Below are 26,544 nucleotides of genomic sequence, written 5' to 3'. Positions count from 1 at the left end.
CACACCGGTCGTGACATTCCCCGGCAACAGCTCTTCCTCGCTGCTCACCCCAGGACCCTGGCACAGGCAGGACGCGGAAACGAGTCGTTCTGTCATGCCACGATGCTCCGCGGCCCGCAACCGGTTCGGTGACGGCAACCGCACCGACCCGGAAGCGGGATTCGACCACCACGGCCACGCGGCTGTGCCATGATCACCTTCTGTGGCGGCGGCCGACTCGCAGGGCAGCGCCGAGACCGTCTTCGACGGGCGTGCCGCGACCTACAGCAACCACACCTGGCACATCCGCTACGCCGAACGGCTCGTCGAACTCGCCGCCCCCACCGCGGGCATGCGCATCCTGGACGCCGCGACCGGTACCGGGCTCGCCGCGATCGCCGCCGCCCGGGCCGTCGGACCGACCGGACAGGTGGTCGGCGTCGATATCTCCGCAGGCATGCTCGCCCGGGCCCGGCAGGCAATCGACGCGGCCGGACTGACGACCATCGAGCTGGTCAGGGCGGACGCCACCACCCTGCCCCAGTTCGGGGACGGCTCGTTCGACCTGGTCCTCTGCTCCGCCGGCCTGCTCTACCTGCCGGTCCAGGCGGCGCTGGGGGAATGGCGCCGGCTGCTGGCACCCGGTGGGCAGATCGGTTTCTCGACGATGGCGGCGGGTTTCCCCGTCGCGGCCAGAATCTTTCGCGACCATGCCCGCCGCCACGGACTGGCCCTCACCGACCCGGCCACCGCCCTGGGAACGCGGACGCGATGCCATCGGGCACTGCGTGACGCCGGGTTCACCCCGGCGAAGCAGGTGGGGGAGACCATCCGCTTCTCCTCCCGTGACCTGGAACATGCCTGGGAGGCCCACACCCGCGGCCCGCACCACGACGCGATCGCCACCCTCACTCTCGAGCAGGTGGAGATGTTCCAGCGCGACTACACCGAAACCCTGGCCGATCTGCTTCGTACCGACGCAGATCACCTTCTCACCTCTGAAGTGATCTACGCCTTCGGCGGGGGGTAGGCAGCCCGCAGGCGTGCGTCGTCCGCTTGTGAACGGACGCGGTCCGGTGCGAGCTCGTGAGCCTCCGGCGATCGTGGTATTCCGCGGAACCGCCGGCCACGTCTGATCGGCCATCCTCCATAAAGATAATCAACGCTGTTGACGTCACTTCACATAATGATCAACAACAACTCCACCCAGCCATGCAGCTGACCGCCGGGGGAGAAGTCATGATCAACTTGCTCGTGTTGGATGTGATCTTGTGATCTGTCGGCCTTCGGGCTGGATCGAAATCGAAGTCAATCTTCCGGGGGGCGGGCGGCACGAGGTCCGCGGTAGCGGCAGATCCTGTTCGTCGCGGGCCTCCTGCTGGCCGGGAGTCGGGGCGAACGGGGGGAGCGGCCGATCAATCTCTACTTGACATAATGTGCATTATCGGCGCGTGCGGTGGGGTAGTGGTTGCTGGGTTTTTGGCTGTGTGGGTTGGCTTGGTGGGTGACGTGTTCCAGGTGGATGTGCATGCTGGTNGCCGGGTGGGCTGGGTGCTGGAGCTGGAGGTTGGTGATCGTCACGCTGGTGATCGTTGTCGTTGTCGTTGTCGCGGTCCGGTTGCCAGGTTCGAGCGGTCGAGCAGGTCGGCCGGGTGTGCTGGTCGTCGGTGGTGGTGTTTTCTGGTGGGTTACTGAGGGTGGTTGCCTGACTCCCCCGGCGTCGGCGTGGTCTGAGTTGGCGCGCGCCCCGCGTGGCCCCGGTGTCTCGGCGGTGTTCGGGTGGCACCGCCGCCTGGGTACCGNGGCGCTGGATGGGTGCGGTCAGGGGTGGGGCCTGTCCCCCGCGGTGTCGGGGGGTGGGCCGGCGAGGGGCTGGTGGGCGGCGTCGCCGGTGCAGCCGGTTTCCCAGGGCAGGGTGCCGGCGGGGTCACTCCAGATGATCTGGAGGGCGGTGACGGGTGGGCCGTCGGGGTGCTGGTAGGTGGCGTTGGCGTGGAGCAGCAGCTCGTCGCTGGCGGCGGGGTTGAGGGTGAGTAGGTGGTGGCGTCTGGGGGGTGCGAGGTCGTCGAGGGTGGTGTCGGCTGGCGGGGGGTCGCCGGCGCGGATGCGGGTGGCGAGCAGGTTGAGCAGGGCGGCGGCGTCGTGNGGGTGCAGGCCGGCGATGAGCAGTTCGGGGTGGTGCAGCGCGGTGAGGCCGATGGTGTAGGCGTAGTCGGGTTCGCCGGTGTCGGGTTCGGCGAGGACGGCCTGGACGGCCCAGCCGTGGCGGTGGATGGTGTCGCGGATCCAGGCGGCGCGCCGCCGGTGCCAGTCGAACTGCAGTTCGGTTTCCATGGTGTGCCTCCCCCGGGGTCGGTGGCGGGATGGCAGTGACGGTAGGCGGGGGCACCGACAGTTTTTTGGGGGTGCTGGGTCGTCTTGGGTGGCAGGTGGTGGGTGGGCCGGCCGGTGCGTCAGTGCACCGGCGGCGGCCCGGTCCACGGGCTGGGGTGGGTCAGTGGGTGTCGAGGTCGAGGGCGAGGCTGTTCATGCAGTAGCGCTGGCCGGTGGGGNCGGGGCCGTCGTCGAAGACGTGGCCGAGGTGTCCCCTNCAGCGGGCGCAGCGGACCTCGGTGCGGATCATGCCGTGGGAGCGGTCCTCGACGAGTTCGACGGCGTCAGCGACGGCGGGTTCGGTGAAGCTGGGCCAGCCGGAGCCGGAGTCGTACTTGGTGTCGGAGGTGAANAGCGCCGCGCCGCAGCCGCCGCAGCGGTAGGTGCCGGTTTCCTTGCTGTAGGTGTAGGCGCCGGTGAAGGGGGGTTCGGTGGCGGCCTGGCGCAGGATGGCGTAACGCTGGGGTGAGAGTTCGGCGCGCCACTGCTCGTCGGTCTTGGTGACGTCGGCGGCGTCGGGGCCGGTGGGGGTGGCGTGGTCGCTGGTGGTCATGGCGTCACGGGGTCCTTTCTGGGTGGATTCGTCGATGGGCGATGCGACGGGGTGGTGGGGTCACTCCCCCGGTCCGGTGCGGGTCAGGGGGGCGGCGGCGGCGACGCCACCGAGGGCGGCGGTGGCCATGAGGGTGCCGATGGCGGGTGGCAGGTGGCCGCGGGCGGTGGAGGTCGCGAAGACGGAAACGTCGGCGGCGTCGGCGATCATTCCGGCCCACAGCCAGGTGGTGGTGTCGCGGCCGGTGGTCATCGCGGCGAGCAGGCCGGCGCCGAGGGCGAGGTCGCGGATGCCGGCGAGGCGGGCGACCCAGGCCAGGCGGGTGGCGGTGAGTCGGTCGACGCCGGTGATGCGCAGGGTGTCCACGGCGCGGGTGAGCACGAGGGTGCCGACGGTGGCGCGGGTGATGCCGAGGGTGGCCGTGTGCAGGGTGCGGATGGGACGGGTGGGGCGTTTCGCTGTGGGGTGGGGACGCTGCGCGTTCATGATTGTGTTACGGGTCCTTCCTCGGCGGGAACGTCTCGGCTGGCCAGAACGTTGTCGAGGGGTAGTTGCACACGTCTCGACGCTCGGAGGAGTTATATGGGCGAGCGCATCCTGCGGGGAAGCCGTCTCGGTGCAGTGTCCTACGAGACTGACCGCAGCACCGAGCTTGCCCCACGGCAGTCGGCGTCCTACGACTGCCCCAACGGCCACCAGTTCACCATGCCCTTCGCGGCTGAGGCGGAGGTGCCGTCGGTGTGGGAGTGCAAGGTCTGTGGTGGGGCGTCGGTGATCGTCGATGGTGAGCGGCCTGAGCCGAAGAAGTCGAAGCCGCCGCGGACGCACTGGGACATGTTGATGGAGCGCCGGACCACCGATGATCTGGAGGAGGTTCTGGCGGAGCGGTTGGCGGTGCTGCGCGGGACCGGTGAGGGCCGGCGTACCGCGTAGCGGGGCTGTTTGTCGGTGGTTGCGGGGTCGGGCACGGGGATGTGCGTGCCCGACCCTTTGGCATGCCCGGGGTGGCTGTTCTGGGTGATGTGGCGGCTGCGGGGGGTGACGGGTGGGGGTCGGTCTGGTGGTGGTTAGGCGCTGTGGCTGGTGGTGACGTTGTCGGGGTGGTCGGTGGGGATGTCGGGGTTGGCGGTGGGTTGGCGTGGGGTGGGGTTGGCTGGGAGGTGGGGGGTGCGGGGGGTGGGCCGGCGGCGGCGGGTGGTGGCGGCCCACCAGGCGACGCGCCAGAAGGCTTCGGCGACGATGGCGTTGCTCATCTTGGAGGTGCCGCGTTCGCGTTCGACGAAGGTGATGGGGACTTCGGTGACGCGGTAGCCGGAGCGCCAGGCCTGCCAGGCGAGGTCGACCTGGAAGCAGTAGCCCTGGGAGGAGACGCCGGTCAGGTCGCGGTCGCGCAGGACGTCGGCGCGGTAGGCGCGGTAGCCGGCGGTGGCGTCGCGTAGCGGCATGCCGAGGGCGGCGCGGACGTAGATGTTGCCGCCGCGGGAGAGCAGCAGCCGGGTGCGGGGCCAGTTGCGGACCTCTCCCCCGGGTACCCAGCGGGAGCCGATGACGAGGTCGGCGTGGGCGAGGGCGGCGAGCAGGCGNGGTAGCTGTTCGGGCTGGTGGGAGCCGTCGGCGTCCATTTCGACGATGACGTCGTAGCCGTGGTCGAGGGCCCAGGTGAAGCCGGCGATGTAGGCGGTGCCGAGGCCGGCTTTGCCGTCGCGGTGCAGGACGTGGATGTGGTCGTCGTTGTCGGCGAGTTCGTCGGCGATCTTCCCGGTGCCGTCGGGGCTGGCGTCGTCGATGACGAGCAGGTCGACCGTCGGGTTCGNCGCGCGCAGGCGGCGGGCGGTGTCCGGGAGGTTGTCCCGCTCGTTGTAGGTGGGGACGCAGACGACAACGCGGTGGAGATCCACGCGGTTCCTTTCCTGATCGGGGGCCATATCCGTCAGGCCGGCCCGGCGGGCGTCACCGTGGGTGTCGTCTCGTGGGGTCGTGGTGCCTGCGGGGTGGTGCCGGTGTGGTCGGGGTCGCCGGTGGGGCGGGTTCGGCGGCGGATCACTCCCGCCATCATGGCGCCCAGGCCGAGGGTGAGCAGCACCGCCTCGGGGACGATTCCGGCACGGTCGGCGAGGGTTTGGCTGGTGCGTCGGGGCAGGGCGGCGGTGAGGACGCCGGGTTCGTACAGGCCGGTCTTGGCCAGCAGGGTGCCGTCGGGGGCGATGAGGGCGCTTTCGCCGCTGGTGGAGACCTGGACGGTGGCGCGGCCGTGTTCGACGGCGCGTAGCCGGGACATGGCGAGTTGCTGCTGGCTTTCGCCCTTGCGGCCGAAGGAGGCGTTGTTGGTCTGGATGACGAGGATCTGCGCGCCGTGGTCGACGGTGTCGCGGACGAGGTCGTCGTAGGCGACTTCGAAGCAGATGACGTCGCCGATGGTGGTGCCGGCGGCGTGCAGGGCGCCGGGGCTGTGGCCGGGCAGGAAGTCGCTNGGCATCTCGTTGGCGAAGCGGCCGATGAGGCGGGTGAGCAGGGCGCGGCCGGGGAGGTACTCGGCGAAGGGGACGGGGTGTTGTTTGACGTACATCTGGCCGGNGAAGCCGTCGGCGGTCCAGATCATGCCGGCGTTGCGGACGTGGCGGGGGCCGGGGCCGTCGAGGACGGCGCCGACGAGGACGGGGGCGCCGGCGGTGCGGGCGGCGCCGCGCAGGGCGGCTGCGACGGTGGGGTCTCGCTGGGGGTCGAGGTCGGAGGAGTTCTCCGGCCACAGGACGAGATCGGGGGCGGGGCGGCGGCCGGCGGCGACGTCGGCGGCGAGGCGGCGGGTGCCGGCGACGTGGTTGGCGGTGACCTGGAAGGCGCGGCCGAGGGCGTGGATGCCGCCGTCGGCGGGGACGTTGCCCTGGATGGCGGCGACGGTGAGGGTGCCGTGTTCGGCGGTGGTGGGCAGCGGGACGAGCAGGCCGGCGAGGGTGAGGGCGGTGGCGCCGAGCAGGGGTGCGGCGAGGCGTCGCGGTGCGGTGCGCCGGTGGCCGGTGGTGGCGCGGGCCAGGGTGTGGGCGTGGGTGATGGCGAGGGCGAGCAGGGCACCGGTGGCGGCGACGACGGCGGTGAGCAGGGGTGCGCCGCCGAGGGCGGCGAGTCCGGTCAGCGGGCTGTCGGACTGGGTGAAGGCGAGCCGGCCCCAGGGGAAGCCGCCGAAGGGGGCGCGTCCGCGCAGGGCCTCCTGGGCGACCCAGACGGCGCCGGTCCACAGCCAGGGTGCGGGCAGGCGCCAGACGAGGGTGGTGGCGGGGGCGACGAGGGCGAGGATGGCGGCTTCGGCGACGGCGAGGGCGATCCAGGCGTCGGCGCCGACGAAGGAGACGAAGCGCAGCAGCGGCAGGCAGAACGCGAGGCCGAACAGCAGGCCCAGGGCGTAGGAGGCGCGCAGGCGGCGGCCGCGGACGGTGAGGGTGAGCACGGTGACGGCGATCGGTGCGAGCGGCCAGGCGCCGACCGGTGGGGTGGCGAGGTAGAGCAGGGCGCCGCCGAGCAGGGCGGCCAGGGCCGGGGGGGTGCGTCGGCGCAGGGTGGCGCGGCGGNGGGTCCGGCGGGCGGGCCGCTCTTTGCCGGCCTGGCCGGCCTGGTTGGGCTCGGTCCGGTCGGGTTCGGTGGCGGTCGCGGCGGCCGGGGTGGGCGCGGCGGGTGTGGGGGGTGACGGGTCGCTTGCCCGCGGCGGCTCGATGCCGGTCCGGGGCTGGGGCGGGACGGCGGCGGGCTGGGTCGGCGCGGCGGCGGTGTCGCCGGTCGCCTGGGCCGTGGGGCTTCCGGTGGCCGGCGTGGGGGTCACCCGACCAGTTTCTGTCACGCGGGCCGCGCTGACCACGCCNCCCCTGACCCGAAGGGGGCTCGAAGTGTGGTGGCGGTGTGGCCTGGCGGTGGGGTGGGGCTGGTTGGTGGTGGTTCACCTCTCGACGTTATCGAACATCTGTGCGAATATGGGATTGGTTTCGGGGTGGGGGTGAGCGTGGAGTTCAGTGTGGGGTGTCGTGCAGGATGCGGCCGCGCAGCACGGTGCGCCGGCAGCGGGGGGTGGGGCCGGTGAGGTCGGGCAGGCCGGCGACGGCGCCGCGGGGGTCGGTGGACCAGGCGGCGATGCGGGTGTCGGGGGCCTGGACGACGAGGTCGCCGTGGTGGTCCCAGACGGCGTAGGTGGCGGGGTGGCCGGGGGCGAGGATGCCGTGGCCGTCGGTGTCGGCGCGGGCGGCGCGCCAGCCGCCGCGGCTGGCGGCGGTGAAGGCGGCGCGGGCGGAGATGCGGGCGGCGGGGGTGTGGTGGTGTGCGGCGGCGCGGATGGCGCCCCAGGGGTCCAGGGGGGTGACGGGGGCGTCGGAGGAGAAGGCCAGCGTGATGCCGGCGCGGGTCATGGCGGCGTAGGGGTTCATGGCGCTGGCGCGGGTGGGGCCGAGGCGGGTGGCGTACATGCCGTCCTCGCCGCCCCAGCGGGCGTCGAAGGCGGGTTGGGCGCTGACGATGATGCCGAGGGCGGCCAGGCGTGGGAGGTGGTCGGTGGTGGTCATCTCGGCGTGTTCGAGGCGGTGGCGGCCGGCGGCGATGCGGGCGAGTCCGATTGTGGTGGCGGCGGCCTCCAGGCCGGTGAGCACGGTGGTGATGGCGGCGTCGCCGATGGCGTGGAAGCCGGTCTGCAGGCCGGCGTCGGTGGCGTCGAGGACGGCGTCGCGGATGGCGTCGGCGTCGAGGTGCAGGGTGCCGTGGGTGTGGGGGCGGTCGGCGTAGGGGGTGTGCAGGGCGGCGGTGTGGGAGCCCAGGGAACCGTCGACGAAGGCGTCGCCGCCCCAGGCGGCGCCGAGTTCGACGGCGGTGGGCAGGTCGCCGGCCCAGTAGCCGACGATGTCGGGTCCGGTGACGGTGCGGGCGTGGGCGAGCAGGCCGGCGAGGTCGTCGGCGGAGGAGACGTCGGGTCCGGCCATCTCGTGCAGGGCGGCGATGCCGAGGGCGGCGGCGTGGGTGCGGGTGGTCTGCCAGGCGTGGCGGCGCTGGCTGGGGGTCAGGGTGGTGTCGGCGGTGCGGCGGGCGGCGTGGTGGGCGGTGCCGGTGACGAGGCCGTCGGGGTGCCAGCCGGGGTGGGTGGCGGCGTCGGCGGCGGTGGCCAGGGCGGTGGAGATCACGGCGGTGTGCCCGTCGACGCGGGCGAGGTAGACGGGGGCGCCGCCGGTGGCGCGGTCGAGTTCGCCGGCGGTGGGGGGTGTGGGGTCGGCCCAGGTGGTCTCGTCCCAGCCAGTGCCGAAGACGGTGGTGTGCCGGTGGCGGCGGGCGTGGGTGGCCAGGGCGTCGAGGGCGGCGGTGCGGGTGGGGGTGGCGGTGAGGTCGAGGCCGGTCAGGGCGAGGCCGGTGGCGGTGGTGTGAATGTGGGCGTCGACGAAGGCGGGGGTGATCAGTGCGCCGTCGAGGTCGATGACGGTGTCGGCGTCGAGGGTGGCGGCGGNGTCGTCGGAGCCGATCCAGGCGATGGTGGCGTGGTCGGTGAGCATGGCGGTGGCGGTGGGGCTGGTCGGGGTGTGGATGTGGCCGCCCCGGTAGAGCACGGTGCGGCGGGGGGTGTGGGGGTCGGTCACGCTGGTGAGTCTGCCTGCCCGTCGGGTCGGCTGGTCGCCGGGTATGTCTACGCCGTGGTGCCCGTCGAGCCGGGGCGGGCCGCCGATCTTGCCCGGGTGCTGCGCGAGGCCGGTGCCGCCCTCGTGCCCGGCGTCGGGGAGCAGGTCGTGGCGTGCCGGGCGGCGCGGGTCGCGAGTCGAGCGGTGGTTCGGCCCGGGGCGGCGGCACCTGTTCGACGCGGCCCGCGGCGCGGCGCTCACTGGCCGAGTGGCGCTCCCGACCTGTTTCCCGGCTTACCCGGAGGGCGTCGGGTCACAGGGCGGGGGGGCGGCCCTCGTAGGGGGTGGAGAGCACGACCATGGTGCGGGTGGACACGTTCGCCGCGGCGCGGATGCGCTGGAGCAGGATCTCCAGGTCGCCGGGGCTGGCGACGCGCACCTTGAGCAGGTAGCTTTCCTCCCCGGCGACGCTGTGACAGGCCTCGATCTCGACGATGTGGGCGAGCCGGTCGGCGGCGTCGTCGGGTTGGCTCGGGTCGATCGGGGTGATCGAGACGAAGGCGGTCAGGGGCAGACCCACCTGGGAGGGGTCGACCAGCGCCGTGTAGGACGTGATCACTCCACGTTGTTCCAGACGTCGTACGCGCTGATGGACGGCGGAGACCGACAGGCCGGTGGCCCGGCCGAGGTCGGTGAAGCTCATGCGCCCATCTCGGCACAGCATCTGCACGATTCGACGGTCGAGATCTTCCAGCACGATCCGGAGCGTACGCAGGTCGGCGCGGGGCGAGGGAGCTGTTTCTGGTCCGTTGCCTGGTCCCGGTGGGACAGCCGGTACGGTCGGGATCAGGTGTGGGTGGGGCGCGGTCGCGCGGCGCTGCCGTCGTGATGGCGGTGATAAGGGCGTCGGGCGGGGCGGGCGGTCCCGGGGCGTGGGTGGTGTGTGGACGGTCCGGGTGTGTGGACGGTCCGGGGCGTGGGTGGTGTAGGGCGGGGGGACGGACGGGTAGGGGGCGGATCGGTGATGGCGCGAGGTCCGGCGGTGGATCCGGTGGTGAGCGGCCCGGCGCGTGAGCGGGGCGGCGGGTTGTTGCTCGCCGATGCTCCGTCGCTGTACTTCCGGGCGTTCTACGGGGTGCCGCGTGCGGTGCGGGCGCCGGATGGGACGCCGGTCAACGCGGTGCGGGGTCTGCTTGACGTGCTGGCACGTCAGATCGTCGAGATCCGCCCGCGGGGGCTGGTGGCCTGTTTCGACGCCGACTGGCGTCCGGCGTTCCGGGTGGCGTTGCTGTCGTCGTACAAGGCGCACCGGNTGGCCGTGCCCGCCGACCGGGCCGGCGTCTCGGTGGTGGGCGGGGATGCGGTGGTGGGCGGGGACGTCNAGGAGGTCGCCGATGAGCTGACCGTTCAGCTTCCGATCATCGATGCGGTGCTGGACGCGTTCGGGATCGCCCGGGCGGCCGCGGTGGGGTTCGAGGCCGACGACGTCATCGCCACCCTCGCGACCCGCCACCGTGGCGGCGGGGTGGACATCCTCACCGGGGACCGGGATCTGTTCCAGCTCGTCGACGATCATGCCGGGGTGCGGGTGCGCTACGCGGTGGAGAAGTTCGCCGTGGTCGACGAGGCGTCCGTCACCGCCCGCTACGGCATCCCGGGGCGGGCCTACGCCGATTTCGCGGTGCTGCGCGGCGATCCCAGCGACGGGCTGCCCGGGGTCGGCGGCATCGGCGCGAAGACCGCGGCGATGCTGCTGAACCGGTTCGGGTCGCTGGCGGCGATCCTCGCCGCGCTCGACACTCCCCCGGCTCCCCCGGCTCCCCCGGCTTCGGTGGCCGCGGGCGCGCGGGGTGGCGCGCGGGCGGAGGGGATGCCGGTGGCGGCGCGGCGGCGGCTGCTGGCCGCCCGTGACTACCTCGACGCCGCGGTGGGGGTGGTCGCGGTGGTGCGTGACTGCGACGTCGGTGACGTCGACGGGCGGCTGCCGGTCAGCCCGGCCGACCCGCAGGCGGTGCTGGCGCTGAGCGAACGGTGGGGGCTGGCGGGGCCGTGCACGCGGCTGATGTCCGCCCTGGACGCGGTCGGTGCCGGCTGAGCGGCCCAACCCCGCGGCCGGGGTAGGGCGTCGCCCTCCCTCGGGTCGCCCTCCCCCGGGGGAGGGTTTGGACTGCCCCCGTTCGGGGGTCCGCGGCAGCGCCCCACCACGGGGTGGCCCGGTCGTGGCCCCGCGCTGGGGAAGCAGATGGGTGGGGTGGTTGTCCACGTGGCTGGCCGGATCGTGGGGCTGCCCGTCACCGCGCAGGGGGGCGGACGGTAGGTTTCCCTGCGTACCGCGGCCTGGGCACGCACCCGTGATGAGCAGGTTGGCGCCGCGGGGGCGAGGCGTCGCCTAGGGTTGCCCTCCGGATGTGCACCCGCCCATCCGGATTTACGGCGGGTGCGGGTGCCCGAATGAGGGTGTCGGCGGTGACGGCAGCGGAGGTCAGGGTGGGGCTGCGCGAGCGGCTCGCGGGCAGGCGTGTGTTCGTGACCGGGGTGACCGGATTCATGGGCGAGGCTCTGCTGGAACGGTTGCTGTCGGATTTCCCCGACACCTCGGTGGTGGCGCTGGTGCGGCCGCGGGGCAGTCACACGGGGGCGGCGCGGCTGGCGCGGATGCTGCGCAAGCCGGCGTTTCGCCAGTTGCGCGACCGGCTCGGGTCGGCGGGGCTTGCCGAGCTGGTGGCGCGCCGCGTCGAGGTCGTCGAGGGTGACCTGTCGCGGCTGCCGGCGTTGCCCGGCGACATCGACGTCGTCATCCACTGCGCCGGGGAGGTGTCGTTCGACCCGCCGATCGACGACGGGTTCCGGATCAACGTCGGTGGGCTGNAGGAGCTGCTGCGGGCGCTGGCGGCCGCGGGGGCACGTCCGCATCTGGTGCACGTGTCGACGGCGTATGTGGCGGGGCTGCGTTCGGGGCACATCGCCGAGGGGTCGCTGGCCCACGATGTGGACTGGCGGGTCGAGCAGGACTCGGCTTCCCGGGTGCGTCAGCAGACCGAGGACGCCTCACGGTCGCCGGAGAACTCGGCGCGGTTTCGGACGCAGGCGCAGCGGCGGTTCGCCGCAGCCGGGGCGCAGACGGTGTCGGCGGAGGCGGAGAAGCTGCGGCGGGCGTGGGTGGCGCGCCGGCTGGTCGAGGCCGGCGGGCAGCGTGCGCAGGTGCTGGGTTGGACCGATGCGTACACGTTCACCAAGGCGTTGGGGGAACGGTTCCTCGAGGAGGCGCACGGCGATCTGCCGTTGACGATCCTGCGGCCGTCGATCATCGAAAGTGCGTTGGCGCGGCCGTTCCCTGGGTGGATCGAGGGGTTCAAGATGGCCGAGCCGCTGATCCTGGCCTATGGCCGTGGGGAGCTGCCGGACTTCCCGGCCTCCCCGGACGCGGTCGTCGACATCATCCCGGTGGATCTGGTCGTCAACGCGACGTTGGCCGCGGCGGCGACGGTGCCGCCGGTGGACCGTCCGGCCTACTACACGGTGTGTTCGGGGTTCCGTAACCCGCTGCTGTTCCGGGATCTGTATGCCCATGTGCGCGAGTACTTCCTGGCCGATCCGCTGCCGCAGCGGGGCCGGGGGGCGATCGCGGTGCCGTCGTGGCCGTTTGCGGGGGCGGCGGCGGTGGAGGCGCGGCTGCGGCATTCCGAGCGGCTGGTGGGGCTGGCCGGGCGGGCGTTGGCGCAGGTCCCGGCGTCGGCGCGGACGCGGGCGTTGGCCGGGGAGCTGGAGCGGGCGCAGAGCCGGGTGGCGTTCCTGCGTCGCTATTCGGATGTGTACCGGGCGTACACGAAGGCGGAGCTGGTCTACGTCGACGATGCGACGGCGGCGTTGCACGAGGCGTTGGATCCGNCTGACCAGGTGGAGTTCGGGTTCGATCCGGCGTGCTTCGACTGGCGGCACTACCTGCAGCAGGTGCACTGCCCGGCGGTGACGGCGGTGCTGCGCCGTCCGCGTGAGGCCGCGCCGCGCCGGCGGTTGTCNGGGCATCTGGCCGCCGGCGACGGGGTGCTGGCGGTGTTCGATCTCGACGGTGCGGTGGCGAGCGCGACGGTGATCGAGTCGTATCTGTGGATGCGGCTGGCCGACGCGGGGCCGCGTCGGCGTGCGCGGGAGCTGGCGGGGCTGGCGGCGGCGCTGCCCGGGTATGTGCGCGCGGAGCGGCGTGACCGGGGGCATCTGATGCGCGCGGTGTACGCCCGTTATGCGGGGGTGGATCCCGAGGAGCTGGAGCGTCTGGTTGCCGAGGTGGCCGGGGACATTCTGCTGCGGCGGGTGAAGCCGGCGGGGATCCGCCGCGTGCGGGAGCATCGGGCGGCGGGGCATCGCACGGTGCTGCTGACCGGGGCGGTGGAGGTGCTGACCCGGCCGTTCGCGCCGCTGTTCGACGAGATCGTCGCCGCTCGGCTGGAGGTGGGCGCCGATGGGCTGCTCACCGGCCGGTTGGCGTCCTCGCCGCTGGTCGGGGATGCGCGGGCGGCGTATCTGGGTCATCATGCGCGCAGCACGGGTGCGGATCTGGTGGCGTCGTGGGCGTATGCGGACAGCCAGTCGGATCTGCCGTTGCTGCGGGCGGTGGGTAATCCGGTGGCGGTGAACCCGGATGTGGCGTTGCACCAGGTGGCGCGGGGTGCGGGCTGGCCGATCGAGGAGTGGGCGGCGGCGGCGGGGGAACCGCGGCTGGTGGTGGGCAGTCGGGTGGAGCGGGGCTGGCAGGCCGCGGCGGCGCGGGCCCGTGCCGCCGTCGGTGCTGGCAGTGGTGCTGGTGCTGGTGCTGGCAGTGGTGCCGGTGGGGTGGGCGGTGTGGGTGGTGCCGGTGGGGTGGGGGGTGGGGGGTGACTCGCGGGTTGGAGCTGTATGAGTCCCCGGCGCGCCATGTCGCCGCCCGGCTGGTCGCCCAGGCGCCCGGCGGGGCGTTCGCCGGGCTGGGTCGGGCGGTGCCGTTGCGGTATGTGGATCGTGATGATCCGCGGCCGCCGGATGAACGCTGGGTGCGGGTGCGTCCGTCGCTGGCGGGGATCGGCGGGGCGGAGCTGGCGCTGGTGACCGGGCGGGCGTCGGCGTATCTGACGGCGGTGGTCGGGTTGCCGTTCGTGCCGGGACGGGAGGTCGTCGGCCGGGTGGAGCAGCAGGTGACCCTTCCCGACGGCCGGGTGCTGGCCGCGGGTGCCCGGGTCGTCGTCGACCCGGTGGCGCCCCCGGCGCCGCGGGCGGGTGAGGTCGGGGTCGGTGGCGGTGGGTGGAGCCGGGTCATGCTCGCCCATCGCGGTCAGCTTCAGGCGGTGCCCGACGGCCTGCCCGACGAGCGGGCGGTGCTGGTCGATGCGCTGGCCCGCGCCGTGCACACGGTCGACCGGGCCCGGGTGGTGTCCGGGGCGCGGGTGCTGGTCGTCGGTGCGGGGGCGGTCGGGCTGTGCACGGTGCTGGCGTTGCGGGCGTTCACCGACGCCGGGTCGGTGGCGGTCGTGGCGCGTCATCCGCGCCAGGCGCAGGTGGCCGGCCGGTTCGGCGCGGACGCGGTGTTCGACCCGGCCGGGGCGGTTGCCGGGGTGCGCCGCGGCACGCGGGCGCTGCGGGTGACCCCGCCGTCGGGCGGGTCGTTTCTGCTTGGCGGGGTGGATGTGGCGGTGGACGCGGCGGGTAGCGGTGAGGCGCTGGCGACGGCGCTGCGCACGACGCGGGCGGGCGGCCGGGTGGTGGTGGCCGGTATCCCGTCGGATCGGGTGGATCTGACGCCGCTGTGGGCGCGGGGGCTGGAGCTGGTCGGGGCGGCGCGGACCAGCGCCGATCCGGGTGCGGCGGACGTGCTGGCGCGGGCGTGGGAGCTGGCCGCGACCGCGCCGCTGGATGGGCTGGTCACCGGCGGCTATCCGCTGACTCGCTGGCGGGACGCGCTGGCCCATGCGTGGGACGCGGGGCGGCTCGGCGCGGTGCGGGTGGCGTTCGATCCGGCGGCGCCGTCGTGACCCGGGTCGGGCGGACCCGGGCTGGGCGGACCCGGGCTGGGATGGCGGGGGTGGACTGGGCGCACGCAGGGTGTGGCTCATCGGGGCGGACGTGGAGAGGATCGCGACAGTGAGACCGGGGTTCGTGNTCGAGGTCGACGAGCGGACTCCCCCGCTGCTGGTCCATTCCGGCGCCGGGGTGCTGCTGGAACGGTTCCCGCTGGGTACGCGGGTGGTGTATCCGCCGCAGCCGCGGCCGGGGGTCGGTGACGTCGACGCGGCGATCGGCGCGGCGTTGGCCGAGCCGGTGGGCAGNGCGCCGCTGTCGGCGCTGCTGCGTCCGGGGATGCGTCTGGCGATCAGCGTGGATGATCTGCGTACCCCGCAGCCGCGGGTGCGGGGTGTCGACGCGCGCGGGCGGATCCTGGAGCAGGTGCTGAGCGCGGCGGCGGCGGCCGGCGTCGACGAGGTGACGCTGGTGGTGGCCAACGGGCTGCACCGGCGGCTGAGTGCCGCGGAGGTGGCGGGGATCGTCGGGGAGCGGGTGTTCCGCTCGTTCTGGCCGACGCAGTTGGCCTGCCATGACGCCGAGGACGCGGCGAACCTCGTCGAGGTCGGCCGCAGCGACGCCGGCGAACCGGTCCAGATCGCCCGGGCGGTGGCCGAGGCCGATCTGCTCGTCGCTGTGGGGATCGTGCAGGGTCCTGGGCAGGGTGGGCTGGGTGNGCTGGTCGAGGGGTTGTCGTCGTATGCGTCGTTGCGCGCGGTGCACGGGGTGGCCGCGGTGACGCAGGCCGCCGCGGCGGGTGCGGGCGGCGGCGGGACGGTGGACGGCCGGGTGGTGCAGGGTGCGGCGGCGGGCCGGGTGGGGGCGGTGCTGGGTGCGGCGGTGCCGGTGTTCGCGGTGGCGGCGACGGTGAACGCGGCCGTCGGGCCGGGGCCGTTTCTGACCCGCCGGGAGTGGGAGTGGTCGCCGGCTGATTCGGCGTTGGCGTTCGGGGTGGGCCGGGGCCTGGAGCTGCTCGGGGGGCGGGGGCGGGCGCGGGTGCTGCGCGATCTGGCCGCCGACTATGCGATCACCTCGGTGACGGCCGGGGAGCCGCAGGCGGTGGCGGTGGCGGCGTGGCAGGCGGTCGACGCCCAGCAGCGGGTCGACGTCGACGGGCAGAGTGACGTCGTCGTCGTGGGGCTGCCCCCGTTCGGGGCGTATCAGGGTGGGGCGCCGGCGGATCCGGTGCTCGCCGCGCACGGTGCGCTCGCCGACGTCTTCGCCCGCCACCGGGGGCGGCCCGTCGTCCGCGAGAACGGGGCGATGATCGTCTACCATCCGGTGGCGGCCCGGTTCTCCCAGTTGCATCAGCCGTCGTATGTGGACTTCTACGAGGAGGTGCTTGCCGAGTCGAGTGATCCGGCGACGATCGAGGCGAAGTTCGAACGGCAGTACGCCACTGACCCCTGGTATGCGTCGCTGTACCGGACGTCGCTGGCGCATCACGGGGTGCATCCGTTCCACCGCTGGTATGAGACGGCGCCGGCGCGGGCGCATCTGGCCGAGGTGGTCTTCGTCGGCGGGGATCGGGCGGTGTGCGCGCGGCTGGGTTACCGGGCGGCGTCGACGCTGGCGGACGCGTTGGAGATCGTGGCGGGGTCGGTGGGCCGTGACCCGTCGATCACCTACCTGCACAGCCCGCCGCAGCTGATCACCGAGGTGCGGTGAGGGGTGCTGGGGTCGCGCCGTGACGGGCGGGTTGCTGGGCGCGGCTGGGTGCGGCGGATCGGACCGGTAGGACGAAGGTGTTCGGGACGGATGGGTGATCGGGATGGGTAGGCCGCGACGGGGTGTGGGGCTGCGCGAGGCCGCACGGGGTTTTCGTCGGGGTGGCCCGCCGTGGGCGCCGGTCGGCGACGCGGGCGGTGCGGCGCGGCCGGCGTCGCGGGAGTTTCCCACCGGGTGGGCGCGCGGCGGGGCGNCGCGCACGACCCGGGCGGTGTTCCTGCGCGGGGTGATGAACCCGCTGCTGCATGCCTCGCTGACCGCGGATACGCATGGCGCGGAGGTGTTCGACGCCGTCCGCGACACCCCGGTGATCATCGTGTCGAATCACACCAGCCATCTCGACGCCCCCATGCTGCTGTGCGCGCTGCCCGGGCCGGTGCGTTCGCGGACCGCGGTGACGGCGGCGGCGGACTACTTCTTCGACAGTGTGTGGCGGGGGGCGGGCAGCGCGTTGGCGTTCGCGACGGTGCCGATCGACCGTAGCGGCGGGGCGCCGTCGTCGACGCCGATGGATCTGCTGCGCGACGGCTGGAACCTGGTGATCTTCCCGGAGGGGACGCGGTCGCGGGACGGGGCGCGGGGCCGGTTCCGGCTGGGGGCGGCGTATCTGGCGATCAACGCCGGGGTGCCGGTGGTGCCGGTGGGGGTGCGGGGGGCGTTCGCGGCGATGCCGCGGGGCCGGTCGTGGCCGGTGCCGGGCCGCCCGCAGGTGACGGTGCGCTTCGGTCGGCCGCTGCGCCCGGCGCCCGGTGAGGATGTGCGGACGTTCACCGCCCGGCTGGCNGCCGAGGTCGACCGGCTGTGCGCCGAGGACGCCACCAGCTGGTGGGATGCCACCCGTGCCGCGCTCGCCGAGCAGCCCACCGACTCCCCTGTCGCCACCGACTCCCCTGTCGCCGCGGGCGCGCCGACCGCGGCCGGGCCCGACGTGTCCGACGTGCCACCACGCCAGCCGACCGCCGCCGACCATGCCGACGCTGACGGCCTGTCCCCCGCTGCTGGGCCTGTGCTCGGCGGGCCGCGCCTTGACCAGGGGGACGACGACGGATCGGGCGGCAGCCCGGCCGCGCCGACGGCCGCTGTCGGCGCGGCGCGCACCCTGGGCCGCCACCGTCCCCGCGTCGCGGCGCGCAGCGGGACCGGCCCGGTGTCGATCTCCGCGCGGCTGCGCGGCGCCCCGGACACCCCGACGGCGCGCTGGCGGCGGATCTGGGCGGCCACCGAACCGTTGCCGCGCAGCACCTCCCGCTCCCCCTGGCGGCGCTGAGCGCCGCCGCGGCTGTCCGGGGCAGATCGTCGGGCGGGCGACGATGACGTGCGGGTGGGAGGGGCACGCACATGGTCGGCGACGAGCCGGGCGAGATGGTCGGCGACGAGCCGGTCGAGCTTGTCGCCCATGACCCGGCGTGGGCTGGCCGGTTCGTCGAGCAGCGCGACCGGCTGGCGGCCATCCTGGGGGATCTGCTGGCCGGCGCGGTGGAGCAGATCGGCTCCACCGCGGTGGCGGGCCTGCCCGCCAAGCCCGTCGTCGACATCCTCGCCCCGGTGCACGACCTGGACACCGCGCGCGGCGCGGTGCCGGCGCTGGCCGCCGAGGGCTGGCTGTACTGGCCGCAGGATCCGGCTGGCGGCTACCGTCTGTGGTTCCTGCGCCCCCATCCGGCCGCGCGCACCCACCATCTGCACGTGATTGCCTATGACGATCCGCACGCCCGCGCCCTGCTCGCCTTCCGCGACGCCCTGCGCGCCGATGCGGATCTGCGCGGGCGGTACGCGCGGCTCAAACGGCGCCTGGCCGCGGCGCATCGCGACAACCGCAACGCCTACACCAACGCCAAGGGCGTCTTCGTCGACGAGGCGCTGCGCGCGGTCGGGATCGACCCGCCGCGCCGCGACGTCCTGCCGGAATAGGCCGCGCGGCCGACGATCCCCGGCCCTCGGCCCCTGACCGGCCGCCGAGGTGCGCAGCGAGGCCGTCATGACCGACGGCGATGCTCGCCCGCCACGCGGTCCCGGCCGGCGCGCACCCAGCCGGCTGACGTCTGCCGGCGTGGGGCCGCCCGCGCCGCCGCTATCCCTGGGCGGGGCGGCGCCCGATGAGCCCCTCCTGCAGAGGGCTGCGGTGGGCGGCGACCCAGTGGTACGCCGCGCGCACCTCCTCGACGGCACCGGCCTCGCGCAGGTGCCGGGCGCCCGGCTGGCCGGCCCGCGCACCGGCCTCGATGCCGCGCCAGCATCGGTCCTGCCACCACAGGATCGTCTCGATCAGACGGTCGCGGTGTCGCAGCCCGTAGGCGTCGCAGATCACCGCGATCCGTCGGGTCACCTCGGTCAGGTCGGTCACCGACGGGCCGAGTCCGAGGAACTGCCAGCAGACGTGGGCGACGTCGTCGAGGCGCCGGCCGGGTGCGGCCAGATCCCAGTCCAGCAGTGCCACCGGGCGCAGCGCCCCGGCCACCGGCCGGTAGACGGTGTTGCGCGGCGCCAGGTCGTTGTGGCAGACGACCTCGCCGCCGTGCGCCAGTGCCGTCCCCGCGGTCAGGTCGTGGAGCTGACGGACCAGCTCGGCGAGGCGGGCGAGGCTGCCGTCGGCGGTGACGGCGGCCGGCTGGTCGGCCTGCCAGGCGACGTGGCCGGGCAGGTAGGTGAGGATCTCGCGGCCCTGCCCGTCGACGCCGAGCAGCCGTGGCGCTCCCTCGAAGCCGCGGTCCGCCAGCAGGCCCAGGAGGCGGTGGACGAACTCGGCGCGGTCCGGCGCGGGTCGGCGCACGGTGTCCCCGATCCGGACGACCGGGTTGACGAGCCCACCGGGCAGGGGTGTCTCCGTCATGGGCGCAACCGGGTCATAGCTGCATCCTCGCCGATCCGCTCGCCGTCCCGGGTGGACGTCGCCGAGCGTCGGCGGATCCCCGACCGAGTCACGTCTGCTCTGTGACGTTCATCACGTGATGATCGAGATGTGGATAACCCTGTCAACGGAGCGGTGGGTAACTCGGTGTGACCCTGTGGATGTCCTGTGGGGAAAGGGTGATCCCGCGCGGCGGGGAGAAGTCAAGGCGTTGCGGTGCGTATCTGGCGCGGTATCACTGATGCATGGCTCTGCCGCACCCGACCGCCCGGTCCACTCCGCCCGCCCGCCAGCCCGAGTCCGCCCGCCCGAGTTCGACGGCGCGCCCCGTCCAGGTCGGGGGCCCCGCTGCGCCGGCCGGCCCGCCCGCCCGGGCGCGGCTGGACACCGCCCGTCCGGGCACGGCGGGTCCGGGTCGTGCCGGTCCCGCCGGTGACCGCCACGCCGGCGGCCGTCCGGCGGCGGGTGGCGCGGCCGGGTCCCCGTGTGGGACGGCCGGGCCGGGGGGTGGGGCGGCGCCGCTGCCACCGAGTGTGGCTCGGGTCGCCGCACGCACCCGGCTGTCCGCCGAGCTGCTCGCCGCGATCCTGGAGGTCGAGCGGCGGACCCGGGCCACCCTGGACGACATCGAACGCGCCGACGCCCTCGCCGAGCGGCTGCTGGTCCGCCGTGGCCATCGTCTGCGCGCCACCGGCGGGCGCGGCGCCGGAACCAGCGGCGGTCCGGCCGCCGGCGGCTCGGGCCTGAGCGGTCCGAGCACCGCAGCCTCGGCGGCATAGGGTGCTCGCATGGCGACGATGACCGACGCGCAGTGGCGGGCGTTCGTCTCGGCGGGCACGCGCACCGGCAAGCTCGCCACCGTCCGCGCCGACGGCCGGCCGCACGTGGTGCCGATCTGGTTCCTCCTCGACGGCGCCGACGTCGTGTTCAACACCGGGGCGGAGTCGGTGAAGGGCAGGGCGCTGCGGCGCACCGGGGTCGCGTCGCTGTGCGTCGACGACGAGCGGCCGCCGTACTCGTTCGTCACCCTGGCCGGGCCNGTGGCGCTGTCCGAAGATGTGGCCGAGGTGCGCCGCTGGGCCACGCGCATCGCCGCCCGCTACATGGGCGCCGACCGCGCCGAGGAGTACGGCGCGCGCAACGGCGTGCCCGGCGAGCTGCTCGTGCGCCTGTCCCCCACCCAGGTCGTCGCCCTCGCCGACGTCGCGGACTGACCCCGATCCCGCCGAACTGCGCCACCGGTACCGGACTACCGGCGCTCAGCTGCCGGCACCGCGCCTGCCCTACGCCGACCCGGCGGCTTTCGTCAGGAGGCGCCGGCGGTGCGGGGGGCGTGGTCGACCGGGGGCGTGGAGATCAGCAGCAGGACCTCGTGCACCCGGGTGGCCAGCAGCCGCGACGGGCGGGTGTCGAGGATGGCGACCATCTCGTCGAGGACACCGCCGGCGGTGGCCGGGTCGTGGTTGACCAGCGTGGTGGCCAGCGCCGCCAGCGCCCAGCCGCGTTCGAGGGTGCCCGGGGTGGTGATCGCCACGGCGCGCCACGCCGCGGATCGGGCTCCGGGCACACCCAGCCGGGCCATCGCGTCGGCGACGACGCACGCCTCACGGACGTCGTCGAAGGCGGGCCAGCCGGGATGGCGCAGGCCGTGCACGACCGGGCGGTCGCGCAGGCGGGCCAGCGCGGCGTCGACGCCGGGTTCGTCTCCGGCGGCCGCGGCGAGGGTGACCTCGGCGGCGGCGGCCCAGCCGTGCAGGTAGGGATGCTCCACGGCGGCGGCCCGGGCGGCGGCGGCGCGGGCGGCGTCGAGGCGTCCGTCGGCGAAGGCGATCGCGGCGTCCAGGCTGCGGGAGGTGCCGGTGAGCAGCCGGTCGTCGAGCTGGGCGGCGAACTGCTCGGTGAGGGTGGCGAAGCGGCGGGCGGAGGTGTCCGCGCCGGTGTCCGCGGACAGCACACCCAGGTAGAACGACAGGTAGCCGGCGACGCGGGTCAGCTCGATGTGCACCGCGGGCGACAGCCGCCGCGCCAGGGCGGCCTGCACGCGGCGCCAGTCGCCGATGATCGGGCCGAGCAGGCTGGTGTGGGGCACGCTGAGCAGGGTGGTGGCGTAGCGGTACAGGCGGTCGTCGAACTCGCTGAGCGCCAGCGGGTCGGGGTCGGCGTAGGCGATCTCCCGGGAGATCATCGCCGCGGCGCGGGCGGCGGCGGACAGGCCGAAGCGGTCCGGCACCTGTGCGCCCGGCAGTTCCACCGCGTCCATGCCCTGCATCCCCTCCACCTCCCGGCCGGCGGCGCACACCGCCGGCCGGACCGCCCGTCCCGCGCCCGCCGTCACGTCCGGGCCGGGCCGGGGCCCGGGCGGGCCGTGCGCACCGCGCCGGCGCGGCCGGATGCCGCGGCGGCGCAGGCCGCAGGCAAGCCCACCCCTGTCCGTCACGCCGCGTTACCGTCGGGTGGTCGTGGGGCTGGTGCCCGCCGTGCCCGCCTTCTCTCGGCGGGCCCGCTGCGGGGTGCCGGAGCTGGGCTTCGACGCCGGGCACACGGCGACCCGTCCCTGGCGACGCCTCCTACCGGTGTGTAGCCGGATCGGTGGACGACGTGACGGTGGGCACGCTACCGCGCCCACGGGGGGGTCTGTACAGAGGTTCGACGAACTCCACACCGCCCCCGCGTTGTCCAGTCGGGACATTCCTCCTCTTGTAGGCGGAAGGTGAGGCGTGTAAAGGGGCCCCGATGGCCCGTTCGGGCCGAGGCGCCCGGCCGGCAGGGCGTGGCCGGCGGGCCTGGTCAGGGCCGGCGTGGGCGCCCGGGGGCCGGGTGGCGGTGCGCCCGCGGGCATCCTTGGTCGCCCTGGGGCTGTCCCCCGTCGCGGGGCGCGGCCCGGACCCGGCCGCTCGGGCATACCGGCTCCGGCCCGCTCGCCCGCGTCTCCCCCATGCGGGGGTCACCCGCCGGCGGCCGGCGGAATCGGCGCAGTGGGCTGAGTCGCCTCGGTCGCCTCGGTCGCCTCGGTCGGTGGAATCGGGGGGCGGTGGTGGGCGACGGCGTCGGCGGTGGCGTGCTCGCCGCGGGCGCGCAGCCCGGCCAGGACCCCGTCGACGTCGGCGGGCGGACGGTTCTGGCTGAGCTTCACCGCCGCCTCGACGCGCTCGATGAGCACCTCGATGCCGACGACCGCGCGCAGCATCGTGGCGAGGTAGTCGGGTGGGGCGTCGTCGACGGACCACGGCTCGGCGTGGGCGGCCTCGTGGGTGTCGGTGAGGCAGCGCAGCACGTCGGCGAGCCAGGCGGGGTCGTCGTGCACGCGCAGCCGGCCGTGGACGTGGACCCGGAGGTAGTCCCAGGTGGGTACGACGCGGCCGTGTTCGGCCTTGGCCGCGTACCAGGACGGGGAGATGTAGGCGTCGGGGCCGCCCACGATGACCAGGGCCGGGCCATCGCGGCCGGTGCGCCACTGGTCGTTGCCGCGGGCGAGGTGGCCCAGCAGCGCGCCGCGTGGGCCGCGGTCGGGATCCAGGACGAACGGCACGACCGAGGCGGTCGGCCCGGTGGCGGTGACGGTGACGAGGTCGGCCGCGCCGGGGTGGGCGAGGATCTCGGCGATGGCCTGGGCGTTGGCCGCGAACGGCGCCGGTACGTACATCGCGGTAAAGCTACCCGGGCAGCGGGCGGGCCGGACCCGTTGACATACCGCCTGGTCGGTTTAGTGTCGGGCGCATGGGCGAGGTGGCGGCGGGCGAGGTGGCGGCGATGGTCCCGGCGACGGCCAAGGGTGAGGCGACCCGTGCCCACCTGTTGCGCACCGCGGCGGCGGTGTTCGCCGGGCAGGGCTACGCCGCGACGACGATGGCGCAGCTCATCGACGCCAGCGGGCTGACCAAGGGCGCGTTCTACTTCTACTTCCGCTCTAAGGCCGAGCTCGCCCTCGCCGTGCTCGCCGAGCAGAAGACCCGTTTCCTCGACCGGGTCGTCGCGGCGCTGGCGGGCCGGGAGCGGGCGGTCGACGAGCTGCTCGCCATGGTCCCGGTGATGGTCGAGCTGATCGAGCGCGACCCGGCAGTGTGGAGCGTCACCCGCCTGGCCCGCGAGCTCGCCGCCGAACCGGAGCTCGCCGCGCGGGTACGTGAGCCGATGGTGGCCTGGGTGGCGCTTGTCGCGGACGTCGTACGCCGGGCCCAGGCTCAGGGTGACCTGCGCGCCCATCTCGACGCCGACGCCCTCGCCGCGGTGCTCGTCGCCGCGTTCGACGGGCTGAAGTCGCTCACCGACGTCCTCGACGGCCCGCGGGCCTCGGCCCGCTTCGCCGAGCGGGCGGGGGTGCTGGCCGGCCTCGTCGACCTGGCGCTGTGCGGCGGTCGGGGCATGGCCACCGACCCGGCGGTCGGGGCGTCCTCGGTGGACACGGGCTCGGGGGCGGACACGGCGACGGAGGCGATCGCGCCACCGTCGGCCGTGGCCGCGGTGCCCGCCCGGCCCGGCGGGTAGCCCCGCCCGCGCGCCTCGCGGCGGTCGGCGTCACCGCCGTCGTGTCCGCCTGCTCCCCCAACAAACCGACCGGATGGTATGGAGACGCTGATGGACCTGCAGGGACAGACCGCGCTGATCACCGGGGCGTCGACGGGCATTGGCGCGGTGTTCGCCCGCGCCCTCGCCGCGCGCGGCGCCGACGTCGTCCTCGTCGCCCGCGACCCAGACCGCCTGCAGGCGGTGGCCGACCAGATCGTGGGCGACCACGGGGTGCGCGCCCAGATCGTCGCCGTCGACCTGGGCGACCCGGGCGCCGCCGACGTCGTCGCCGAGCGGGTCGCGGCCGCCGGGGGCCGGGTGGACCTGCTGGTCAACAACGCCGGCTTCGGCGCCTACGGCGACCTGGTCGGGGCCGACCCGGTCCGCCTCGCCGACCTGGTGCGGCTCAACTGCGTCGCGGTGGTCGCGCTGACCGCCCGTTTCCTGCCCGCGATGGTGGCCCGTGGGCAGGGGGCGGTGGTGAACGTGGCGAGCACCGCGGCGTTCCAGCCGTTGCCCCACATGGCCGTCTACGGGGCGAGCAAGGCGTTCGTGCTGTCGTTCAGCGAGGCGTTGTGGGCGGAGACGCGTTCGGCGGGGGTGCGGGTGCTGGCGCTGTGCCCGGGTGCCACCGAGACGCCGTTCTTCGACGTCCTCGGCACCCGCGACAGCGTCGTCGGCGCGGTGCGCACCCCCGAGCAGGTGGTGGCCGCCGCGTTGCGCGCCCTGCAGCGGGGCCGGCCGGTCGCGATCGACGGGCGGCGCAACGCGCTGCTGGCCCGCGGCGGGCGGCTGCTGCCTCGGCGGATGCTGGTGCGGATCGCCGAGCGCACCATGCGCCCGACGCCCGCCCGCATCTGAACGCCGCCGGCACCAGGCCTCGCCGGCCAGGTCCGGCCTCACGGTAGGTCGCCCGGTTCGAAGGAGGCGGGGCGAGGCCCCAGCCGCCCGTGGCCCGTTCGAGGGCCCGCCTGGTGTGCAGCGGGTTCATCCCGCGGACGCCGGTGAGGTGTCGGCGTGGGTGAGGGGGCGGGTGAAGGCGATGCGGTGCAGTCCCGGCCCGTCGTAGTCGACCTGGACGTCGACCTGGACGTCGACGCCGTCGACCGTGCGCTGCCCCGGGATGATGCGGAAGCCGAGCGCGGTGTGGAAGGCCACGGAGGTGGCGTTGCCCGGGCTGGTGATCGCCTCGACGCGCCGGGCGCCGTCGGCGGCGGCCTGGGCGAACAACCACCGGTACAGCCCGGCGGCGACGCCGCGGCGGCGCAGGGCCGGGTCGACGCCGACGAAGTGGATGTAGGCGGCGTCGGGCTGCGCGGCGGAGCGGAAGGCGATCAGGAAGGCCGTCAGCCGGCCGTCGGCGGCCTCGCCGAGCACGGAGGTGTCGGCGAAGTGCTGGAAGAACAGCCGCGGCAGCAGCAGCGCCCGCTGCCGGGAGCCGGCCTCGCCGCCGAAGCCGCCCCACCAGTCGTCCAGCACGGCGAGCACCCGCGCCTGGTCGGCGCCGCGCGGCCGCCGCCAGCGCAGCTCGCCGGGCAGCGCGGGGTGCTCGTACCGCGCGGGGTGCTCGGCCGGTGCGAGGTCACCGGCCGGTGCGGGGTGGTCGGGCCGGGTGGGGTGGTCGGGCCGGGTGGGGCCGGGAGCCGGCGCCGGGGCGGGGCCGTCGGGCGTGCGGATCATGTGGTGAGCCTGCCGGCCCCGCCGCGACCCGTCACCCCCTTTTCGTCCGCCGGCCACCCGGGGGCACAGGTCAGGGGCGCAGGGTGCGGAAGAAGGCGGTGACGTCGGCGGTGAAAAGCTCGGGCTGTTCGAGGGCGGCGAAGTGGCCGCCGTGGGGCTGCACGGTCCAGCGCCGCAGGTTGTAGTGGCGGGCGATGACGGCGCGCGCCGGCCGGTAGATCTCCTTCGGGAAGATCGCCGCGCCGGTGGGGGTGCTCACCTGCCGTTCGGGCGCGCCGAGCAGGCCCGCGGCACGCGTTTCGTAGTACAGCCGGATCGACGAGCCGATCGTCTCCGTCACCCAGTAGGTGGTGATGTTGGTGAGGAGGTCGTCACGGCTGATCGCCTTCTCCACGTCGCCGTCGCAGTCCGACCAGGTGCGGAACTTCTCCACGATCCAGCCCGCGAGCCCCGCCGGGGAGTCGGCCAGGGCGTGGGCGAGCGTCTGCGGCTTGGTGCCCTGGATGGCCTGGTAGCCGGTCTCGTACTGGGCGAAACGGCGGGCGAAGTCGAGGTCGGCGATCTCCTCCGGGGTGAGGTTGGCCCGTTCCTCGCGGGTCATCGGCGGCGGCGGGACCAGGTTGAGGTGGATGCCGAGCAGCCGGTCGGGATGGTAGGCGCCGAGATGGGCGGTGATGGCTCCGCCCCAGTCGCCGCCCTGGGCGGCGAAACGGTCGTAGCCCAGGCGGGTCATCAGCTCCGCCCAGGCGTCGGCGATGCGGCGCACGTGCCAGCCGCGTTCGACCGTCGGCCCGGACCAGCCGTAGCCGGGCAGCGACGGGCAGATGACGTGGAAGGCGTCGGCGGCGTCGCCGCCGTAGGACGGCGGGTCGACGAGGCGGTCGATGACCCCGTCGAACTCCACGATCGACCCGGGCCAGCCGTGGGTGAGCAGCAGTGGCACCGCGTCCGGATGCGGGGAGCGGGCGTGCAGGGCGTGCACGGTGGTGCCGTCGATGACGGTGCGCAGGTGCGGCCAGCGGTTGAGGCGGGCCTCGGCGGCGCGCCAGTCGAACCCGTCCGCCCAGTAGGCGCACAGCCCGCGCAGGTAGTCCACGTCGGTGCCCAGGTCCCAGCCCGTGCCGGGGATCTGCTCGGTCCACCGCGTCCGGCGCAGCCGGTGGCGCAGATCGTCGAGGACGGCGTCGGGAACGTCGATCGTGAAGGGCTGCAGGGCGGTTGACGGCGACGTCATGGCTCGCTCCGAGGGGTCCGGGGTCGGATGATCACCG

General features: G+C 74.6%; 18 protein-coding genes and 21 pseudogenes. 20 read left to right on the top strand and 19 right to left on the bottom strand.

All coding sequences use genetic code 11. The features are described 5' to 3' along the window. The first annotated feature begins 202 nt into the window (after positions 1-202). Complete coding sequence (locus tag FF86_RS01225) at positions 203-1,009, top strand: class I SAM-dependent methyltransferase (protein WP_044883122.1); 807 nt, start codon at positions 203-205, stop codon at positions 1,007-1,009. Positions 1,010-1,800: 791 nt separating this feature from the next. Here FF86_RS01225 and FF86_RS64740 read toward each other — a convergent pair. The 6 genes and pseudogenes from FF86_RS64740 to FF86_RS01210 form a co-directional block, all read right to left on the bottom strand. Further along, a pseudogene (locus FF86_RS64740) lies at positions 1,801-2,124 on the bottom strand (DUF4262 domain-containing protein); the annotation flags it as partial. A gap of 1 nt (position 2,125) precedes the next feature. Then, positions 2,126-2,313, bottom strand: a 188-nt coding sequence (locus FF86_RS64735; protein WP_396229721.1) for a DUF4262 domain-containing protein, incomplete at its 3' end; no start/stop codon positions are given. A 160-nt stretch (positions 2,314-2,473) separates the two neighbouring features. Further along, a pseudogene (locus FF86_RS61665) lies at positions 2,474-2,531 on the bottom strand (peptide-methionine (R)-S-oxide reductase); the annotation flags it as partial. Between the two features lie 39 nt (positions 2,532-2,570). Then, positions 2,571-2,704, bottom strand: a pseudogene (locus tag FF86_RS37715) (peptide-methionine (R)-S-oxide reductase); the annotation flags it as partial. A 1-nt stretch (position 2,705) separates the two neighbouring features. Further along, a partial coding sequence (locus FF86_RS37710) for a peptide-methionine (R)-S-oxide reductase (RefSeq protein WP_242417943.1) occupies positions 2,706-2,905 on the bottom strand: 200 nt, incomplete at its 3' end. Between the two features lie 60 nt (positions 2,906-2,965). After that, positions 2,966-3,391, bottom strand: coding sequence for a hypothetical protein (locus FF86_RS01210; protein WP_044883124.1), 426 nt, complete (start codon positions 3,389-3,391; stop codon positions 2,966-2,968). Between the two features lie 96 nt (positions 3,392-3,487). On the opposite strand from FF86_RS01210, the gene FF86_RS01205 reads away from it, so the two are divergent. Then, a complete protein-coding gene (locus tag FF86_RS01205; protein ID WP_009738606.1) occupies positions 3,488-3,838 on the top strand; it encodes an RNA polymerase-binding protein RbpA in 351 nt (116 codons plus the stop codon). Between the two features lie 134 nt (positions 3,839-3,972). Here the strand turns inward: FF86_RS01205 and FF86_RS63545 are convergent. The 8 genes and pseudogenes from FF86_RS63545 to FF86_RS01185 all read right to left on the bottom strand — a co-directional run. Beyond that, positions 3,973-4,488 (bottom strand): annotated as a pseudogene (locus FF86_RS63545) (dolichol-phosphate mannosyltransferase); the annotation flags it as partial. Position 4,489: 1 nt separating this feature from the next. Beyond that, positions 4,490-4,718 (bottom strand): annotated as a pseudogene (locus FF86_RS37700) (glycosyltransferase); the annotation flags it as partial. A gap of 117 nt (positions 4,719-4,835) precedes the next feature. Then, positions 4,836-5,375: pseudogene (locus FF86_RS37695) on the bottom strand (nitrilase-related carbon-nitrogen hydrolase); the annotation flags it as partial. Between the two features lies 1 nt (position 5,376). After that, positions 5,377-5,479: pseudogene (locus tag FF86_RS37690) on the bottom strand (hypothetical protein); the annotation flags it as partial. 1 nt (position 5,480) lies between these two features. Beyond that, positions 5,481-6,468, bottom strand: a pseudogene (locus FF86_RS37685) (apolipoprotein N-acyltransferase); the annotation flags it as partial. A 432-nt stretch (positions 6,469-6,900) separates the two neighbouring features. Further along, positions 6,901-8,372: pseudogene (locus tag FF86_RS01190) on the bottom strand (amidohydrolase); the annotation flags it as partial. Position 8,373: 1 nt separating this feature from the next. After that, positions 8,374-8,742, bottom strand: a pseudogene (locus tag FF86_RS37675) (hypothetical protein); the annotation flags it as partial. Between the two features lie 52 nt (positions 8,743-8,794). Further along, positions 8,795-9,235 (bottom strand): Lrp/AsnC family transcriptional regulator, encoded by a 441-nt coding sequence (locus FF86_RS01185; protein WP_063870315.1) that lies wholly within the window; start codon positions 9,233-9,235, stop codon positions 8,795-8,797. A 270-nt stretch (positions 9,236-9,505) separates the two neighbouring features. Between FF86_RS01185 and FF86_RS37670 the strand changes: the two are divergent. From FF86_RS37670 to FF86_RS01155, 13 genes and pseudogenes are all read left to right on the top strand, one after another. Continuing rightward, positions 9,506-9,793 (top strand): annotated as a pseudogene (locus FF86_RS37670) (flap endonuclease); the annotation flags it as partial. A gap of 1 nt (position 9,794) precedes the next feature. Then, positions 9,795-9,862 (top strand): annotated as a pseudogene (locus FF86_RS64730) (hypothetical protein); the annotation flags it as partial. A 1-nt stretch (position 9,863) separates the two neighbouring features. Next, a partial coding sequence (locus FF86_RS01180; protein ID WP_304438083.1) for a 5'-3' exonuclease H3TH domain-containing protein occupies positions 9,864-10,576 on the top strand: 713 nt, incomplete at its 5' end. A 392-nt stretch (positions 10,577-10,968) separates the two neighbouring features. Further along, positions 10,969-11,349: pseudogene (locus tag FF86_RS37665) on the top strand (SDR family oxidoreductase); the annotation flags it as partial. A gap of 1 nt (position 11,350) precedes the next feature. Further along, positions 11,351-12,369 (top strand): annotated as a pseudogene (locus FF86_RS37660) (SDR family oxidoreductase); the annotation flags it as partial. Positions 12,370-12,501: 132 nt separating this feature from the next. After that, on the top strand, positions 12,502-13,356 hold an 855-nt coding region (locus tag FF86_RS37655; protein ID WP_242417942.1), incomplete at its 5' end, for an HAD family phosphatase. Then, positions 13,353-14,483 carry a medium chain dehydrogenase/reductase family protein gene (locus FF86_RS01170; RefSeq protein ID WP_044883130.1) on the top strand — a complete coding sequence of 377 codons (1,131 nt, stop codon included), beginning with the start codon at positions 13,353-13,355 and terminating at the stop codon, positions 14,481-14,483. The genes FF86_RS37655 and FF86_RS01170, both read left to right, overlap by 4 nt. A gap of 128 nt (positions 14,484-14,611) precedes the next feature. Continuing rightward, positions 14,612-14,777: pseudogene (locus tag FF86_RS37650) on the top strand (transcriptional regulator); the annotation flags it as partial. 1 nt (position 14,778) lies between these two features. Continuing rightward, a pseudogene (locus FF86_RS37645) lies at positions 14,779-15,187 on the top strand (lactate racemase domain-containing protein); the annotation flags it as partial. A gap of 1 nt (position 15,188) precedes the next feature. After that, positions 15,189-16,179 (top strand): annotated as a pseudogene (locus FF86_RS37640) (transcriptional regulator); the annotation flags it as partial. A 254-nt stretch (positions 16,180-16,433) separates the two neighbouring features. After that, positions 16,434-17,022 (top strand): annotated as a pseudogene (locus FF86_RS37630) (lysophospholipid acyltransferase family protein); the annotation flags it as partial. 1 nt (position 17,023) lies between these two features. After that, positions 17,024-17,506 (top strand): annotated as a pseudogene (locus tag FF86_RS37625) (1-acyl-sn-glycerol-3-phosphate acyltransferase); the annotation flags it as partial. Positions 17,507-17,577: 71 nt separating this feature from the next. Beyond that, on the top strand, positions 17,578-18,150 hold the full coding sequence (locus FF86_RS01155) for a GrpB family protein (RefSeq protein ID WP_044883132.1): 573 nt from the start codon (positions 17,578-17,580) through the stop codon (positions 18,148-18,150). 160 nt (positions 18,151-18,310) lie between these two features. Here FF86_RS01155 and FF86_RS01150 read toward each other — a convergent pair whose 3' ends face one another. Continuing rightward, positions 18,311-19,069 carry a phosphotransferase gene (locus FF86_RS01150; protein WP_044883133.1) on the bottom strand — a complete coding sequence of 253 codons (759 nt, stop codon included), beginning with the start codon at positions 19,067-19,069 and terminating at the stop codon, positions 18,311-18,313. 263 nt (positions 19,070-19,332) lie between these two features. Between FF86_RS01150 and FF86_RS64725 the strand changes: the two genes are divergently transcribed. From FF86_RS64725 to FF86_RS37610, 3 genes and pseudogenes are all read left to right on the top strand, one after another. Continuing rightward, entirely contained in the window at positions 19,333-19,866 is a 534-nt protein-coding gene (locus FF86_RS64725; protein ID WP_052680893.1) for a hypothetical protein, read from the top strand. Positions 19,867-19,875: 9 nt separating this feature from the next. Beyond that, positions 19,876-20,126, top strand: a pseudogene (locus FF86_RS37615) (PPOX class F420-dependent oxidoreductase); the annotation flags it as partial. Between the two features lies 1 nt (position 20,127). Then, positions 20,128-20,301: pseudogene (locus FF86_RS37610) on the top strand (PPOX class F420-dependent enzyme); the annotation flags it as partial. Between the two features lie 92 nt (positions 20,302-20,393). Here the strand turns inward: FF86_RS37610 and FF86_RS01135 are convergent. Continuing rightward, positions 20,394-21,347, bottom strand: coding sequence for a hypothetical protein (locus tag FF86_RS01135; protein WP_044883283.1), 954 nt, complete (start codon positions 21,345-21,347; stop codon positions 20,394-20,396). Positions 21,348-22,031: 684 nt separating this feature from the next. Further along, entirely contained in the window at positions 22,032-22,730 is a 699-nt protein-coding gene (locus FF86_RS01130) for an FMN-binding negative transcriptional regulator (RefSeq protein WP_236705910.1), read from the bottom strand. Between the two features lie 74 nt (positions 22,731-22,804). Between FF86_RS01130 and FF86_RS01125 the strand changes: the two genes are divergently transcribed. Continuing rightward, entirely contained in the window at positions 22,805-23,572 is a 768-nt protein-coding gene (locus FF86_RS01125; protein WP_242417941.1) for a TetR/AcrR family transcriptional regulator, read from the top strand. 90 nt (positions 23,573-23,662) lie between these two features. Continuing rightward, on the top strand, positions 23,663-24,454 hold the full coding sequence (locus FF86_RS01120) for an SDR family oxidoreductase (RefSeq protein ID WP_044883286.1): 792 nt from the start codon (positions 23,663-23,665) through the stop codon (positions 24,452-24,454). A gap of 126 nt (positions 24,455-24,580) precedes the next feature. Here FF86_RS01120 and FF86_RS01115 read toward each other — a convergent pair whose 3' ends face one another. Both FF86_RS01115 and FF86_RS01110 read right to left on the bottom strand, forming a co-directional pair. Further along, positions 24,581-25,273, bottom strand: coding sequence for a GNAT family N-acetyltransferase (locus FF86_RS01115; protein ID WP_242417940.1), 693 nt, complete (start codon positions 25,271-25,273; stop codon positions 24,581-24,583). 70 nt (positions 25,274-25,343) lie between these two features. Next, the gene (locus tag FF86_RS01110) at positions 25,344-26,507 is read right to left on the bottom strand and encodes an epoxide hydrolase family protein (RefSeq protein WP_044883288.1); all 1,164 of its coding nucleotides are present in this window, start codon (positions 26,505-26,507) and stop codon (positions 25,344-25,346) included. Between the last annotated feature and the right edge of the window lie 37 nt (positions 26,508-26,544).

This window comes from Frankia sp. CpI1-P, from assembly GCF_001421075.1.
Lineage (GTDB): Bacteria > Actinomycetota > Actinomycetes > Frankiales > Frankiaceae > Frankia > Frankia torreyi.
Note: the sequence above shows the minus strand (reverse complement) of the source record. Positions and strands in the feature narration are given on the sequence as shown.